Consider the following 16,887-nt stretch of genomic DNA (forward strand, 5'->3'; position numbering starts at 1 on the left):
CGCACCAAGTCTCACATGCGTTCGACTTGAATTGCACTATGACAGGCAGAGGAAAGGACTCGGACTATTTTGTCCCGGCCAGCGATTATTAGTGGTCAAGACAAAACGGAAGAGTCCTTTTTTGCTGCCTGGCGAAGTGTAGAGTGCAGTGATTCTGAAAAGAATATGTCAGCTTTCGCTGACCAGATTCACGCACCAAGTCTCACGTGCGTTCGACTTGAACTCAGTCGGAGGTCCAACTCAGTCTAAAATATTACAAGGGGGAGTAAGATTATATGGGGAAACTAACATTAAACTGGACAAAACTAAAACCGGAAGTAAAGCAGGTCTGGCAGCTGAGTCTGCCCGCCATTCTGACGCAGATCACCACCATCGCCATGCAGTACATCGACTCTGCCATGGTTGGTGCTCTGGGTGCCGCCGCTTCTGCCGCTATCGGTCTGGTCGTTGCCATGACCTGGTTGTATAATGGAGTCCTGTCCGCAGTTTCTGCCGGTTTTTCCGTGCAGGTGGCACATCACATCGGTGCCGGTCAGGATTCTGATGCCAGGAACGTCATCCGGCACGGTCTGATCAGTGCCCTGAGCATTTCCGGGCTCTTAGCTTTCAGCGGTCTTTTGCTCAGTCATCCACTGCCAATCCTGTTAGGCGGTGATCCGGCAATCTGTCCGAACGCAACTGCATACTTTTTTGTATATTCACTGATGATCCCATTTTCACAGTTGAATTCCCTAACATCGGCATTTTTGCAATGCAGCGGTGATATGGTGACACCAAGTATTTTAAATGCCGTCATGTGTGTACTGGATGTAGTATTCAATGCCTTGTTTATCCCACGCTTTGGTGTCCTTGGTGCCGGTATGGGAACAGCACTCGCCTGTGCCATCATCAGTCTGATCATGACATGGCGTTGTTGCATCTGCAACAAGCAGCTGCACCTCAGACGTACTGACAAACATCATTTTGACCGTAACATTCTGCGCAAAGCATTTCAGATTGGAATGCCGGTGGCCGTTCAGGAAATCGCCATGAACGGTGCTATGGTCGTATCCACCCGGATCATTGCCCCACTGGGAGCCGCTGCCATCGCTGCAAATTCTTTTGCCGTTACCGCAGAAAGTCTGTGCTACATGCCAGGCTATGGTCTTGGTATGGCTGCAACCACACTGGTTGGACGCAACATCGGTGCCAGAGAATTTAAAACAGCCAAACGTTTCGGTAACATCAGTACCGCCATGGGTGCCATTTTCATGGGCTGCACCGGTGCCATTATGATGTTCGCCTGCCCGCTGGTCTTCCGGCTTCTGACACCGGATGTCACTGTGCAGGCAATGTCCGTTCATATCCTGCGCATTGAGCTGCTTGCGGAACCGCTCTTTGGCGTGTCCATCGTTGCCGCCGGTGCACTGCGCGGCACCGGAGACACCTTCGTACCAAGTCTGATGAACCTTGGCAGTATCTGGATCGTGCGCATCGGCCTGGCACTGATTCTTGTCAGCCGCCTTGGTCTCACCGGCATGTGGATCGCAATGCCGATTGAACTGTGTGTCCGCGGACTGCTCATGCTGTACCGCCAGCGCACTACAAAGTATTACCGTTCGCATACTTAATGTAAGGAACAAAATGAAAACATCCAAGACAGACGATGTTATATTATTCCGTGATTTCATAACTGAAATGGCAAAATCGGAGAAAATTATCTCAGTGAGCGATTAAGTAAACGACTGAGTTTCACAAGTTTTTGCGCGAGTGGGAACGACCTCTTTTTCAGGCGTGGGAACGAGCGCGATGAAAACGAAGTGAAACGAAGGTAGTGCACGTCTAGCGAACGAGATAATTTTCTCCGATTTTGCTTTCATATATTAAATTTTAAGCATTGTTTTTATTCCGCGAACTGGCTGTTATACAGATCCGCATAAAAACCACCCTGTTCCAGCAGTTCCTCATGGGAGCCCTGCTCGATGATATCTCCATCTTTCATAACAAGAATAATATCCGCATTTTTGATCGTGGACAGTCGGTGTGCGATCACGAAACTGGTCCGTCCTTTCATCAGGTTATCCATGGCACTCTGAATCAGTTCTTCCGTTCTGGTATCCACAGAAGATGTCGCCTCATCCAGAATCAGAATGCGGTTATCTGCCAGAATCGCTCTTGCGATCGTCAGCAACTGCTTTTGTCCCTGCGAAATATTGCTGGCATCTTCATTCAGTTCCATCTCATAGCCACCAGGCAGTGTCCGGATAAAATGATCCGCATGAGCTGCTTTTGCGGCTGCCACAACTTCCTCGTCCGTAGCATCCAAACGTCCATAACGGATATTTTCCATGATACTTCCTTTAAAAAGCCAGGTATCCTGCAATACCATTCCAAACGCATCTCTCAGCTCCCGGCGATTGAACTCCCGGATATCGTGTCCGTCAATACGGATAGATCCGCTGTTGACATCATAGAAACGCATCAGCAGTTTCACCATGGTAGTCTTGCCGGCTCCCGTCGGACCAACAATGGCAATCTTCTGTCCGGCAGCCACCTGTGCACTGAAATCATGCACAATAAGCTGGTTCGGATTATAACCAAAACTTACATGATCAAACGCTACATTTCCAATCACTTTTGTCACATCTGCCGGATGCTCCACTACCTGATCTTCTTCCTCTTCCTCCAGGAATTCAAACACACGCTCTGCTGCCGCTGCCATAGACTGCACCTGATTTGTTACCTGTGCGATCTGCTGGATCGGCTGCGTAAAACTCTTCACATACTGGATAAATGCCTGGATATCACCGATGGTGATCACGCCTCGAATGGCCAGCATACCACCACTGAGTGCCACTGCCGCATACCCCAGATTTCCGACAAACTGCATGATCGGCATCATGATTCCGGAAAGGAACTGAGATTTCCATGCAGAAGTATATAATACATCATTTGTCCGGTTAAACCGGGCAATCATTTCATCTTCTTTGTTGTAAGCTTTGATGACCAGATGACCACCATAGCTTTCTTCTACCTGTCCATTGATATGTCCCAGGTACTCCTGCTGTGTAATGAAATGTTTCTGGGATTTTTTCACCACCAGAGAAACACACAACCCCGAAACCGGCAGTACCACCAGCGCGATCAGTGTCATCAGCGGAGAAATACTGAGCATCATCACCAGCACACCGATGATGGTGGCCGTAGATGTAATGATCTGGGTCACACTCTGGTTTAACCCCATCCCCAGCGTATCCACATCATTCGTAATTCTGGATAACACTTCACCGTAAGTACGGCTCTCAAAATATTTCATCGGCATGCGGTTTATTTTTTCTGTAATTTCTTTTCGCATCCGGTAACAGATTTTCTGTGTGATACCGGTCATGATCCATCCCTGCACAAAACTCAAGACAGAGCTGAGCAGATATAAACCAAGTACAAACAGCAGCACTTTTCCTATATAGGAAAAATCAATGCCGCCGGTTCCGGCTACTTTTGCCATCAGACCTTCTGCCAGGCCTGTCGTCGCCTTACCAAGTACCTTCGGGCCAAGCACACTGAATACTGTGGAACATGCCGCGATGATCATGACAAACACAACGGCGATCTTATATTTTCCCATATAGCGGAGAATTTTTCCAAGGGCACCTTTCAGATCTTTTGCCTTTTCACCCGGGACCATCCCTCTGCCCGGTCTCATTCCGCGTCTCGGTCGGGAAGCAGAATGTATATTTCTTTCATTACTCATGGTACTCACCCTCCTCTCCGTCTGTCAGGCCAAGTTCTTTTGCGGACATCTGAGATTTTGCAATCTCCTGATATACCGTACAGTGTTTCATCAATTCCTCATGGGTTCCTTTTCCAACAATCTCCCCTTCATCCAGCACAAGGATCTGATCTGCATGCAAAATTGTACTGATACGCTGTGCCACGATGATCACCGTGCTTTCCTGAACGGTATCTGAGAGTGCTTTCCTCAGTTTTGCATCTGTCTTCAGATCCAGTGCGGAAAAGCTGTCATCAAACACAAAGATTCTCGGATGTTTTGCGATGGCACGGGCAATGGCAAGACGCTGCTTCTGTCCTCCGGACACGTTCGTTCCGCCCTGAGCGATCGGAGATTCATATTTCTCCGGTTTTTCTTCGATAAATTCTTCCGCCTGGGCAATCTGTGCTGCCTGAACTACCTGGGCATCCGTTGCTTCGGCGTTTCCAAAACGCAGGTTGGACGCAATCGTTCCGGAAAACAACACACCTTTTTGCGGTACAAATCCAATCTGCTGACGCAGGTCTTTCATAGAAAGTTCCCGGATATCAATACCGTCCAGTGTTATGCTTCCCTTCGTCACATCATACAGACGCGGAATCAGATTCACGATCGTAGATTTTCCACAACCGGTACTTCCGATGATCGCCGTAGTCTGCCCCGGATAAGCAGTGAAGTCAATGTCGTGAATCGCCGGCTCCCTGCTGCCCGGATATATGAAATCCACATGGTCAAATTTCAACACACCCTCTGATGTTTCGATATGTTTCGGTTCTGTTGCTTCCCGGATTGTAAAATCTGTATGCAATACTTCATCAATACGGTCTGCTGCCACACCGGCACGCGGAAGCATAACAGACATCATTGTCAGCATCAGGAATGCCATAACGATCAGCATCGCATACGTGATAAATGCAGTCATGGAACCAACCTGCATCACTCCAAGATCTATTTTTTTAGCTGCCACCCAGACAATGGCTACGGTCAGGGCATACATGATCAGCATCATACCGGGCATCATCAGCGTCATGACACGGTTTGTGAAAAGCATGGTCTTTGTCAGTTCCCGGTTCACACCGTCAAACCGTTCTTCCTCTTTATCCTCACGACGGAATGCACGGATAACCGGAAGACCGGTAAGAATCTCTCTGGAAACCAGATTGACACCATCCACTTTTTCCTGCATTTGCCTGAACTTCGGCAGTGCCACACTCATCAGTATCATGACAAATGCAAAGATCACGATGACCGCCGCTACGATCAGCCAGCCCATGCCGGATCTTGTCTGTATTACTTTGATGATACCGCCGATACCAAGGATCGGTGCGTAGGCAAGCATCCGCAGAAAGATTGCTGTCACCATCTGGATCTGCTGTACATCATTGGTACTTCGAGTGATCAGAGATGCTGTGGAGAAATGCTCCATCTCCGCATTGGAAAAATGCATGACTTTCTCATACAGGCGACCGCGCAGAGAACGTCCCACACCGGCTCCCACTTTGGATGCCAGATAGGATACAAAAATAGCGCAGGCCATCATAATTGCAGCCAGACCAGCCATCTGCAATCCTTTTTTCCACAGATAGGATGTCTGGATCTGTGCCAGGTTCAGACCGGCTGCTTCATCGCAGGATGCCGCATAGGCTGCTTTGCTGGCCGTGATCATGGAATCTCCCATGGCATCCACCATTTTCTGCGTGGAATCCCGCATGGAAAGCACTGCATCCTCATCCATCTGCCCGCTCTTGATCATTGCTTCAAACATCGGACGGATATCCACACAGGTTACCGTCTGTGTACTTCCATCCTCCTGTTCCACATCTTTTTCTGATACTTTCAACTCTGTTCCCATCATCTGGCCAATCTGCTCCAGACTCATCTGTTCATATACCGATACGTCCCCGCCGGTCTGCTCTGCAAGCAGTTTTTTGAACTGTGCTTCTTCCATCCGGGACATCTGATAATTCAGGATCAGCGGTATGGCAAATTCGGAATCCAGCTCCCCCAGCGTCTCTTTGTCTGTCACTGAACACTCATATGTCTCATGCTGTGTCGCTTCATAGCTGGATGCCCACAGCGTTTTTTCTTCTTTTGTCATAAAAAGCTGTGCATCTTCATATTCCTCCGCTGTTATCTCCTCTGGAAGACTGTACTCGATACCCTTGTTCTGAATTCCCACATCGATGATATCTGCAGTATAAGTCGGCAATGCCAGATCACAGTATGCCTGGAGCACAAGCACTGCCACGATCACAAGAATCGTCTTCCAGTACGGAATCATGTTCTTAAAAATCTTCTTCATTTCCGTGATTTCCTTTCTGTTTACTACTACTACGCTAAGCGTTTCCAAATTCAGCTGTCTGTAAAGCGGACATTCGCACTATGATTTGCACCGGTATGCTTATCAGCTGCTTTCTTCTGGCTCTGCCGGATTTTTTCCAGTTCTTCTTTGGCCAGATCATATTGCTGGTGAATATAACTCACCAGCCGCGCCATTTCTTCTTTATCCGTTTTTTCAAATACCCGGCGGATAAATTCATTCGTAATCTCATTGGATTCATCCAGAACCTCCTGCCCGGATTTTGTAATCTCCACCAGTGTATTTCTTCGGTCTTTCTGATCCACAAAACGTCTGACATATCCTTTTTCTTCCAATGCTTTGATACTGCGTGACACTGCCGGAGGCAGCGCATGCGTATATTCCGCCAGATCAGACATCTTTACACCATGCTCGGAACTGATTTTCTTCTGCACATGGTAAATGCCGTTCATCAATACAAACTCGCCTTTGTTCAGGTGTGGAAGAATACTTCCGATATTCAGTTTTCGGAACATATGCAGTGCCTCCCACACGTTCTGCTCCATATCTTCCATCGAGTCTATGGCCTTTATCCGTTCCATATATCCGGCACAGCTGCATCTCATCTCACGCGCTGCAGAAGTATCCGCATTCTTTGTCTGTTCCTCTTTCTTATCCTTTGCATTTTCCATAACTCCCGGATAGTCCTCCTTTCCTTATGCTCCAAAACACCCCACTGCTCTTATCATTCCATATGCTCTTCAGTGAGAACGCTTTTCTCGTCCCAATATTTAACAGTGTTAACAATTAACTGTCGCTAAATATTAACACTGTTAATCATTATTGTCAACAAAAAGAGGAAGCAGCAATTCTAAAATAAATATAAAATCAGCTGATTCCTCTTTCGAATCTCATTATTCTGTTTTTCAGAACTTCTCCACCAGCATACCACTTCGATACGCCTGCAGCAGTTCTTCCAGTTCCGCAATATTCTCCCGCAATACCTTTCCGGTATCGGTATCGTTTACAGTTTTCCGTTTCACCACATTCTGTTCCATGACGATATGGGAATGGATGCAAGTCTCATTCAGCACCGTATCTTCCATAGAAGTAAATGGCTCATGTGCTGCCAATACCAGACCGTAGGAGTTGTAGATCAGCGTGTAGCCGGCGATGCCGGTCTTCGGCTGATATGCCTTGGAAAATCCACCGTCAATGACCAACAGCTTGCCGCCGCATTTTACCGGTGATTCACCTTTTTTCACAATGACCGGAATATGACCGTTAATGATATGTGCCCCCTGCACCGGAAGTCCGAATTCCTTCAGAATCTTATCTACGATCTCTTCCTTCTCAAAGAGACGGTAGTAAGCATTTTTTGGCTCTTCGTGCGTTTCCGTGGCATCAATAAAGTAACGCTCAAACGTCGCCATACGTTCTTTTCCAAACACCGGTGAATGTTTGTTTTTCCAGATAAACCACAGGATATCCTCACCTCGTTGCTTCTCCTGCGGATCAATGGAATAATATCCTTTTCTGGCATAATGCTCCAGAATATCGTACAACGCCTTTCCACTGTAAGTTTTGTCAAAAATCCTGACTTTCATAAAACTGCCATCCTCATTCAACGGCACGCATCCATGATACAGCAGGTTTCCATTATATACTTTATAGAGGCTTCCTTTTGTATACAGAAAACGGATATGACGCTGCAGACGCTCACTGCCGAGAAAGCTGTTTTTCAATCGTTCCACTACGTCTTCCTCTTCATGAGTCAGTTTATATGGATCCTTTGGATCAATGGTCGGAAAATAGGTGTCATTCAACGGATATTCTTTGCCGCCCAGTTTTATGGTTCCCTGCTTATAATCAATCTTGTCCAGCAGCAGACGTTCCTTCATATTCCACTCCGGATGCTTCTTGATCAGCTGCCCTTCCACCTTGAACTGAATAATGGTGATGGCTTTGTGCATCATGGCATCCATCTCTGCATAATCCCTGTCGTATTCCTTATCATCATCCCGCACATGAACATTGAATGTCTTACTTGTATGTCCCTGATAGCAATCAATGGCAAGCCGCATCAGTGGGATCATATTGATCCCGTACGCATCCTCCAGAATCGCCAGGTTGCCGTAACGGGCGGAAATACGCAGCATATTGCACATACATGGTACGGAACCGGCCGCTGCTCCCATCCACAGGATATCGTGGTTTCCCCATTGGATGTCCACAGAATGATGAGTCATCAGATCATCCATGATCAGATGCGGGTATGGACCTCGGTCAAAAATATCGCCTACCACATGCAGATGATCTACAGTAAATCTGCGCACCAGATAGCAGAAATCAATGATCAGCTGTGCGGCTCTGCCGGTGTGGATGACAGAGTTGATGATTTCATTATAATACGCTTCCTGATCTGCCACATCCGGTCTTCCTGTCATCAGTTCCTCAATAATATATGCAAAATCTTTTGGCAATGATTTCCGCACTTTGGAACGGGTATACTTGGATGATGCATTTTTACACACGCGGATCAGACGGAAGATTGTCACTTTATACCAGTCTTCCAGATTTTCCCGCTGTGTCAGTTTTCCCTCAATCTGTTTGATCTTCAATTCCGGATAATAGATCAATGTCGCCAGGGTACGTTTCTCCGGAATTCCAAGAGAACTTCCGAATTCGTCTTCAATCTTGCGCTGTACGGCTCCGGAACCGTTGCACATAACATGCCGAAACTGTTCATATTCCCCGTGAACATCTGTAATAAAATGCTCTGTGGCTTTCGGCAGACTTAAGATTGCCTTCAGATTGACGATTTCTGTCGCTGCTGCTGCAATGTTTGGATATTGTGTTGCCAGTACCTTCAAATACTTGATATCTGCATTTTCCATGCCTGGTTATCCCCCTTATTAAATCGTTCGTGTTTTAGGATGCACTCTTGATCACATCTGCCATTCCGTAAAATCCGGCCGGTTTTCCTGCCAGATATTTTGCTGCCTCAATGGCTCCCTTGCCAAAGATGGCTTTGGAATATGCAGTATGTTTGAATGTGATCACTTCATCCGTTCCTGCAAAGATTACTTCATGTTCACCGACGATATTACCGCCGCGGACCGCCTGAATGCCGATCTCATATTTGTCACGTTTCTTACGTTCCTGAGAACGGTCATATTTGTAGGAATATGCCTCATCCAGTGCTTCATTCATGGAATCAGCCAGCGCAATGGCAGTTCCGCTCGGAGCATCCAGCTTCTGATTGTGATGTTTCTCCACGATCTCCATGTCAAATCCTGCCGGAGCCAGCACCTTTGCAGCCGTCTGAAGCAATTCCATCAAAGTATTCACACCCAGAGACATATTTGCTGATTTCAATACAGCGACTTTCTCGCTGGATGTTTTTAACAGAGCGTCCTGCTCACCGGAAAGACCTGTGGTACATACAACCACCGGAATCTGACGGGATACGCAATATGCCATAAGAGCATCAATACAGCTGACATGTGAAAAATCAATAATGGCATCAGCTGCCACATCGCAGTCTCCAATATTTGCAAATACCGGATAGCCGTAATGCTGCTCCGTGTTGATGTCAATGCCTGCCACGATCTCAATCTCAGGATCTTTTTCACACAGATCACTGATCACATGACCCATATGTCCGTTGCATCCATTCATAATTACTTTTGTCATAATTTATCTTCCTCCGTAATCTTTCTATTTAATAATACCCCCGCACATCATGCGGGGGCAAGACAATTTATTGTATTTATTTTAATAAACCGTATCTGATCATTTCCTGACGGAGCATCTCCTTGTGTGCATCTTCCATCTCACACAGTGGTGCTCTCAGCGGACCAGCTTCCCAGCCAAGCATGTTCATGGCTGTTTTTACCGGAATCGGGTTTACTTCACAGAATAATGCGTTGATCAGTGGAATTGCATCCAGCTGTAATTTTGCTGCTTTCTTATAATCTCCCTCCAGAAACTCCATCACGATATCATGGGTCTGGCGCGGTGCGATATTGGATAATACAGAAATCACACCCAGACCGCCCAGTGATAACAGCGGAACTACCTGATCATCATTTCCGGAATACAGTTCCAGTTTTCCGTCACACAGGTTCATGGTTTTTGCTGCGTGAGACAGATCTCCGGTGGCATCTTTCAAACCTACGATATTATCTACATTTTTTACCAGATGTGCGATGGTCTCCGGATTCAGTCCACAGCCTGTTCTGGACGGAACATTGTACATGATCACCGGCACTTTGATAGAATTTGCAACGCTGGTATAATGTGCAATAAGACCTTTCTGTGTTGCTTTGTTATAGTAAGGTGTTACGATCAGAACAGCATCTGCACCGTCTTTGTCAGCTTCCTGAGAAAGCTCGATGGCTGTCTGCGTACTGTTAGAACCGGTTCCTGCAATGACCGGAACACGGTGTTTTGTAAACTCAATGGCTGCTTTTACAACTTTTTTATGTTCTTCTTCGGATAAAGTTGCACTCTCACCGGTTGTACCGGCAATAATAATGGCATCTGTACCGTTATCAATCTGATAATTGATGTTTCTCTCCAGCAGTTCATAGTTAACTTCTAAATTCTCTTTCATCGGTGTAACAATTGCAACACCTGCTCCTTTGAAAATTGGCATTTCAAACTCCTCCTACCTATATACTTTCAACAAACGAAACGAATTACTGCTTTTTCTGAATAGATTGACAAAAAAATGAACCAGCTCACGCGCTGGTTCCTGAAACTGATTCATGTCTTAAATACACAAACGAATTAAACGTCCTATTTCAGTGATAGCGCACCATCGTTTCCGATGACAGTTACAATGTTCTTCACATTGCCCCCAAGCAATATACAGCCGTTCCCATATATTCTTTCGGCGTGTCTTCCTTTCCTCTGCCCTCATCTGTGAATCGGAACATACGGCAGATTACTCTTAATCCACGCAACCTCTATCTGTTAATGTTTTGTTGGTGCTCAATATAACACTTTGAAACAGAATTGTCAACCTTCGGTTTGTATTTTTATACAGACTTTTCACATATTTATTATAGTTCACAGAAGGATTTCTTCTATCCTTCCTTTTTGATGCAGATTTCATACACCTCATCTGCATGAGTAATGATACCATCGCTGATGATCTGTCCGGTCATGATCAGATCCATATCATCGGATTTCAGTTCCATCAACTGAACAATCTCCTCTTCTGACACAATCTGCTCATTCAGGAGTCCCAGTACCTCATCCAGGATCAGAATATTGCACTCCCCTGTCTGCAGTACCTTTCTGGCATAATTGATGCCGTTTTTCATATTCATCTGCTCTTCTAACTGTCCTTCATCCGGCAGTTCATTGTAATATTTCTCTGATTTCTGAAAACGAAACAGACGGATCTCCGGTTCGAGACGTCCGAGAAAGCTGATCTCATCTTCATCTTTCCGTTTTAAAAACTGAATTACAATGACGGATTCTCCCTTGCTTGCCTCATGAATGGCATATCCTAATGCCGCCGATGTCTTTCCCCTGCCGGCACCATAATATACCTGTATTTTTCCTGTACTCATAGTCTCCTCCTTTGAAGTCACATATGCTTCTTTGCAGCCTGCATATTCTGTATCGGATGCTTTATTTCTACATTTGCAGCATCAGAACGATCCTCAAACCGGATTTAAGATAGCACATTTATCCAAAAAATGCAAATATTTCTATTCGTCTTCCAACAGATCCACCTTACTCACAGATACTTCGTATGCCACCCGGTGCTCCACTTCTTCCTCACTGATCCGTTTGACATATTCCCGGCTCTGCACCCTGCCAACGATCTGAATGTGACATCCCACTGTGAACCCGGAGGCAAACCGTGCATTTCTGCCCCAGCAGATGCATGGTATGTAATCTGACTTTCCATAAGACCGGTTCACTGCCAGCAGCACATCGGCAATCTCCCTTCCCAGAGGCGTTTTTCGGTAAATCGGTTCTTTGCAGATATAGCCATCCAGAAAGATCTGGTTTGTTTTCTCATTTTCATCTATCTCATCCAAAAACTCCAGTTCTCTGACAAACACCGACAGCACAAGACGATTTTTCTTTTCTTCATGGCGGTTATAAGACCGGAACTGTCCGCTGATCCGGATGAACTGCCCGGTGTAATCCTGTTCAGTATCGATCAGGCGTTCTGAAACCATCAGCGGGATATAATCGGAGTAATTACTCAGACGGCTCACCGCCAGTTCCACCATGTAAAAACCTTCTCCAAATACTTCATGACTGAATTGAAACGCTGAAACAATCTCACCCATCATTGTCACCTGGTTGTTTTCAAACAATTTATCTGTCATAATTGTGCTCCCTTCTTCACATGTATCTTTCTACATGTACTTCCTTGTGTTTTTAATTTATTCTTTTTTTTCGCGTTTAGAACCTGAACTTCAGCAGAAACGCTCCCCTCTGTGGTCTGGGTTTTCTGCAGCAGCTTTTGTCTTCCGGCTCCCATAATGTATCATTCAGTGAATGAATATTATAGTTATTTTTGTCGATAACATTTTTTATTCTTCCTCTTGTCAAATTCTCATTTTGTGATAAAATAAATTGGTTGCACTGATATAAAGACTACATTTTCTATCATTTCGATAGACGAAACTATAAACAACTGATTTATTCAGAAGGAAGGATACATGTAATGAAAACAAAAAGAGAGGACATTCGTAATATTGCTATCATCGCTCACGTAGACCACGGCAAAACAACACTGGTAGACGAGCTGCTGAAACAATCCGGCGTCTTCCGTCAGAATCAGGAAGTGCAGGAACGTGTCATGGATTCCAATGACATCGAGCGTGAACGAGGAATCACGATTCTGTCTAAAAATACTGCAGTATTTTACAAAGATACAAAAATCAACATCATTGATACTCCGGGTCATGCTGATTTCGGAGGAGAGGTAGAGCGTGTCCTGAAAATGGTAAATGGCGTTATCCTTGTGGTTGACGCATTTGAGGGTGCTATGCCTCAGACAAAATTCGTTCTGATGAAAGCACTGGAACTGAATCTTCCGGTTATCGTCTGCATTAACAAAATCGATCGTCCTGAGGCAAGACCGGATGAAGTCATCGACGAAGTTCTGGAACTGTTCATGGATCTGGATGCTTCCGATGAGCAGCTTGACTGCCCATTCGTTTACGCATCTGCAAAGAACGGTTATGCAACCCTGAGTCTTGACGACGAGCCGAAAGATATGATGCCGCTGTTTGAGACAATCTTAAACTACATTCCGGCTCCGGAAGGTGATCCGGATGCAAACACACAGGTTCTGATCAGTACCATCGACTACAATGAGTACGTTGGACGTATCGGTGTCGGCAAAGTCGACAACGGCTGCCTGCGTGTGAACCAGGATGCCATCATGCTGAACGCACACGATCCGGAAAAACAGAAAAAAGTCCGCATCAGCAAACTGTATGAGTTTGACGGATTAAATAAAGTAGAAGTAAAAGAAGCAAAGATCGGATCCATCGTAGCGATCTCCGGTATCGCTGATATCCATATCGGTGATACGATCTGTGATCCGGAAAATCCGGTAGCGATCCCGTTCCAGAAGATTTCCGAGCCGACCATCTCCATGAATTTCATCGTAAATGACAGCCCGCTGGCAGGTCAGGAAGGAAAATACATTACTTCCCGTCATATCCGTGACCGTCTCTTCAAAGAGCTGAACACAGATGTTTCCCTCCGTGTAGAGGAAACCGACAGTGCTGACAGCTTCAAAGTATCCGGTCGTGGCGAACTGCATCTGTCTGTTCTGATCGAGAACATGCGTCGTGAAGGTTATGAATTTGCAGTAAGTAAAGCAGAAGTTCTGTACCATACAGATGAGAATGGCAAAAAAACAGAGCCAATGGAACAGGCTTACATCGATGTACCGGATGAGTTCACCGGTGTTGTTATCGAGAAACTGAGCCAGCGTAAAGGTGAGCTGCAGAATATGGGAAGCATCAGCGGCGGTTATACCCGTCTGGAATTCAAAATTCCGTCCCGTGGTCTCATCGGTTACCGTGGCGATTTTATGACAGACACAAAAGGTAACGGCATCATCAACACCATCTTCTGTGGCTATGAACCATACCGTGGAGATATCCAGTATCGTAAACTTGGTTCCCTGATTGCTTTCGAGTCCGGTGAGTCCGTAGCATACGGTCTGTTCTCCGCACAGGAGCGTGGTTCCCTGTTTATCGGACCTGGTGAAAAAGTATACTCCGGCATGGTCATCGGACAGTGTTCCCGTGGTGAGGATATTGAATTAAATGTCTGCAAAAAGAAACATCTGACCAATACACGTTCCTCTTCTGCTGACGAGGCACTGACATTGACACCGCCGAGAATTCTGAGTCTGGAGCAGGCACTTGACTTCATTGATACCGATGAGCTTCTGGAAGTAACTCCGGAAAGCCTGAGAATCCGTAAGAAGATCCTTGATCCGACTTTAAGAAAACGTGCATCTTTCAAGAAATAAATGCAAGAAAACACAAGAGACAGACTAAGACGTCTTTTCTCTTGTGTTTTCTTTTGCCACGCATTAAAATGCGCATGTTCAAACCACTATTTACAATGAAAGCAAATAGATTTTCTTAATTTTAAAAAACCGTCGCACCGAAATGCGACAGTTTTTTATCATAATTTCCTATAACGCTTTGATGCGCTCCAGAGCAGCAAGTGTATTCTCATACGTTCCAAATGCTGTCAGTCTGAAGTATCCCTCTCCACTCGGTCCGAATCCGGATCCCGGTGTACCTACAACGTTTGCCTTTTCAAGCAGGTAATCGAAAAACTCCCAGGATGTCATCTGATCCGGTGTCTTTAACCAGATATATGGTGCGTTCACACCGCCAAACACCTCAAAGCCTGCGTTCTGCAGTCCGCCTTTGATGGCTGCTGCATTTTTCATATAATATGCAACCTGTTCTTTTAACTGTGCTTTGCCTGCCTCGCTGTATACAGCCTCACCGGCACGCTGTACGATGTACGGAGCTCCGTTGAATTTGGTTCCGTGACGTCTTGCCCACATCTGATGCAAGGATACCTCGCCGCATTTCAAGTCTTTCGGAACAACGGCATATCCGAGACGGACACCTGTAAATCCGGCATTTTTTGAAAAACTCTTCAGCTCGATGGCACAAGTTCTTGCGCCTTCGCACTCATAGATCGTATGAGCTACATTATCCTCGGAAATGTATGCTTCGTATGCACCGTCATAAATGATCACTGCACCGATCCGGTTGGCATAGTCAACCCACTCCTGCAGCTGGTCTTTTGTGATGGTAGTACCTGTCGGATTATTTGGCAGACACAGATAAATGATGTCCGGATCTTCCTTCGGGAACTCCGGAACGAAATTGTTCTCTTTTGTGCATGGCATGTAGATGACATTGCTCCACATCTCAGTTTTCGGATCGTAAGTACCGGTTCTGCCTGCCATAACATTGGAATCCACATAAACCGGGTAAACCGGATCACATACAGCGATGCGGTTATCTACGGAAAAAATCTCCTGGATATTTCCGGAATCACTCTTTGCTCCGTCGGATACAAAAATCTCATCTGCGCTGATGTCGCATCCTCTTGCTTTATAGTCATTGTCCGCAATGGCAGTGCGCAGGAACTCATATCCGAGATCCGGTGCATAACCGTGGAAGGTCTCTGCATTTCCCATTTCTGTAACTGCACCATGCATTGCATCGATAATTGCAGGTGCCAGTGGCTGGGTAACATCACCGATTCCAAGACGAATCAATGTTTTCTCCGGATTTGCAGCCTGGTATGCACTTACTTTTTTTGCAATCGTGCTGAACAGATAGCTGCCCGGAAGTTTCTGATAGTTGTCATTCACTTTAAACATCTTCTCAACTCCTCACTAAACAATCTCTTTAAATTTTCTTCGGATTCTGTGTAGTAACAAAAATCTAAGTCCGCTTACATAAATAAACGCATATATGTACTGCGTTTTATGTAAGCGGACTTAGTATAACATAACTGATAGAAAAAAAGCAACCGATTCCGTCACTATGTATCCAGGTAATTCCTCATACAAGCATGATCATTACCTGAATACATGTGATGGGTGAACTGTGATTAAAAAATCCCATGCTTCGTCTGCACACGATTCAGCTTCTCACCCAACGGTTTTAATCCAATCATCAAAAAGACCACATTGGATGACATATAGGCAATAATATATGGTACAGCTGTGCTCAGTGCCATCAGATACCGTTTCCAGGACCACACACCTGTCAGATCCAGCACTGTCCAGATATCCATAATACCGGAATACAGCATTCCCATCAGCATGCCCCAGATTATCAGCGGTATGCGGTTGCGCAGCACTTTTCGCATCCCCGGAAGTCCGGACAGAAATCCGATGATTCCCCATGTCAGCATCTGAAACGGAGTCCATGGCCCCTGTCCAAAGAAAATATTCGAAGTCAGTGCAGAGAGGGATCCTACCAGAAACCCACACTCCGGCCCCATAAAAATACCGGTCAGAATGATAATGGCTGACATCGGTTTGAAGCCGGGCACTACACCGAAGATCAGTCTGCTGATGACCGTGATGGTCGTCATAACTGCGATCATGACCATCCGGCGGATACTGCCTTCTTTCTTCTCATAAGTCAGATAGAAAAAGAAGCATGCCAGAAATGCGATCATCATGGACACCAGCGTATACCTCCGGTCAGAAAATAATCGCACGCCAAGAACGATCAACGCCACTATGCTGCCGATCATGATCACATCATTCCTAATTCGTCGTTTTTCACTGCTCATA

12 protein-coding genes and 1 riboswitch are annotated in these 16,887 nt (G+C 45.8%); of the genes, 2 read left to right on the forward strand and 10 right to left on the reverse strand.

The features are described from left to right. Nucleotides 1–275: 275 nt before the first annotated feature. A complete protein-coding gene (locus tag HMPREF0373_RS13165; protein ID WP_021740244.1) occupies nt 276–1,610 on the forward strand; it encodes an MATE family efflux transporter in 1,335 nt (444 codons plus the stop codon). 272 nt (nt 1,611–1,882) lie between these two features. Here the strand turns inward: HMPREF0373_RS13165 and HMPREF0373_RS13170 are convergent, their stop codons facing one another. The 8 genes from HMPREF0373_RS13170 to HMPREF0373_RS13205 all read right to left on the reverse strand — a co-directional run bounded on the left by HMPREF0373_RS13170 (nt 1,883) and on the right by HMPREF0373_RS13205 (nt 12,406). Then, nucleotides 1,883–3,730, reverse strand: coding sequence for an ABC transporter ATP-binding protein (locus HMPREF0373_RS13170; RefSeq protein WP_021740245.1), 1,848 nt, complete (start codon nt 3,728–3,730; stop codon nt 1,883–1,885). Next, the gene (locus tag HMPREF0373_RS13175; RefSeq protein WP_021740246.1) at nt 3,723–6,050 is read right to left on the reverse strand and encodes an ABC transporter ATP-binding protein; all 2,328 of its coding nucleotides are present in this window, start codon (nt 6,048–6,050) and stop codon (nt 3,723–3,725) included. The genes HMPREF0373_RS13170 and HMPREF0373_RS13175 overlap by 8 nt, the downstream gene beginning before the upstream one ends. Before the next feature lie 50 nt (nt 6,051–6,100). Next, nucleotides 6,101–6,739, reverse strand: a complete 639-nt coding sequence (locus HMPREF0373_RS16125) for a MarR family winged helix-turn-helix transcriptional regulator (RefSeq protein WP_021740247.1) — start codon at nt 6,737–6,739, stop codon at nt 6,101–6,103. Between the two features lie 234 nt (nt 6,740–6,973). Beyond that, nucleotides 6,974–8,944, reverse strand: a complete 1,971-nt coding sequence (locus HMPREF0373_RS13185) for a fructose-bisphosphatase class III (protein ID WP_021740248.1) — start codon at nt 8,942–8,944, stop codon at nt 6,974–6,976. A gap of 34 nt (nt 8,945–8,978) precedes the next feature. Beyond that, the gene (dapB, locus tag HMPREF0373_RS13190) at nt 8,979–9,743 is read right to left on the reverse strand and encodes a 4-hydroxy-tetrahydrodipicolinate reductase (protein ID WP_021740249.1); all 765 of its coding nucleotides are present in this window, start codon (nt 9,741–9,743) and stop codon (nt 8,979–8,981) included. A 76-nt stretch (nt 9,744–9,819) separates the two neighbouring features. Next, nucleotides 9,820–10,707 (reverse strand): 4-hydroxy-tetrahydrodipicolinate synthase, encoded by an 888-nt coding sequence (gene dapA / locus HMPREF0373_RS13195; protein WP_021740250.1) that lies wholly within the window; start codon nt 10,705–10,707, stop codon nt 9,820–9,822. A gap of 147 nt (nt 10,708–10,854) precedes the next feature. Continuing rightward, nucleotides 10,855–11,031, reverse strand: a riboswitch (Lysine riboswitch). Between the two features lie 109 nt (nt 11,032–11,140). Continuing rightward, nucleotides 11,141–11,632, reverse strand: a complete 492-nt coding sequence (locus HMPREF0373_RS13200) for a cob(I)yrinic acid a,c-diamide adenosyltransferase (protein WP_021740252.1) — start codon at nt 11,630–11,632, stop codon at nt 11,141–11,143. A 141-nt stretch (nt 11,633–11,773) separates the two neighbouring features. Beyond that, nucleotides 11,774–12,406, reverse strand: a complete 633-nt coding sequence (locus HMPREF0373_RS13205) for a single-stranded DNA-binding protein (protein ID WP_021740253.1) — start codon at nt 12,404–12,406, stop codon at nt 11,774–11,776. Between the two features lie 341 nt (nt 12,407–12,747). On the opposite strand from HMPREF0373_RS13205, the gene typA reads away from it, so the two are divergent. After that, nucleotides 12,748–14,577 carry a translational GTPase TypA gene (gene typA, locus HMPREF0373_RS13210; RefSeq protein ID WP_021740255.1) on the forward strand — a complete coding sequence of 610 codons (1,830 nt, stop codon included), beginning with the start codon at nt 12,748–12,750 and terminating at the stop codon, nt 14,575–14,577. 168 nt (nt 14,578–14,745) lie between these two features. Here the strand turns inward: typA and HMPREF0373_RS13215 are convergent, their stop codons facing one another. After that, nucleotides 14,746–15,960 (reverse strand): LL-diaminopimelate aminotransferase, encoded by a 1,215-nt coding sequence (locus HMPREF0373_RS13215; RefSeq protein ID WP_021740256.1) that lies wholly within the window; start codon nt 15,958–15,960, stop codon nt 14,746–14,748. A gap of 233 nt (nt 15,961–16,193) precedes the next feature. Next, the gene (locus HMPREF0373_RS13220; RefSeq protein ID WP_021740257.1) at nt 16,194–16,886 is read right to left on the reverse strand and encodes an ECF transporter S component; all 693 of its coding nucleotides are present in this window, start codon (nt 16,884–16,886) and stop codon (nt 16,194–16,196) included. Nucleotide 16,887 lies beyond the last annotated feature (1 nt).

The sequence above is a fragment of the Eubacterium ramulus ATCC 29099 genome, assembly GCF_000469345.1.
Lineage (GTDB): Bacteria > Bacillota > Clostridia > Lachnospirales > Lachnospiraceae > Eubacterium_I > Eubacterium_I ramulus.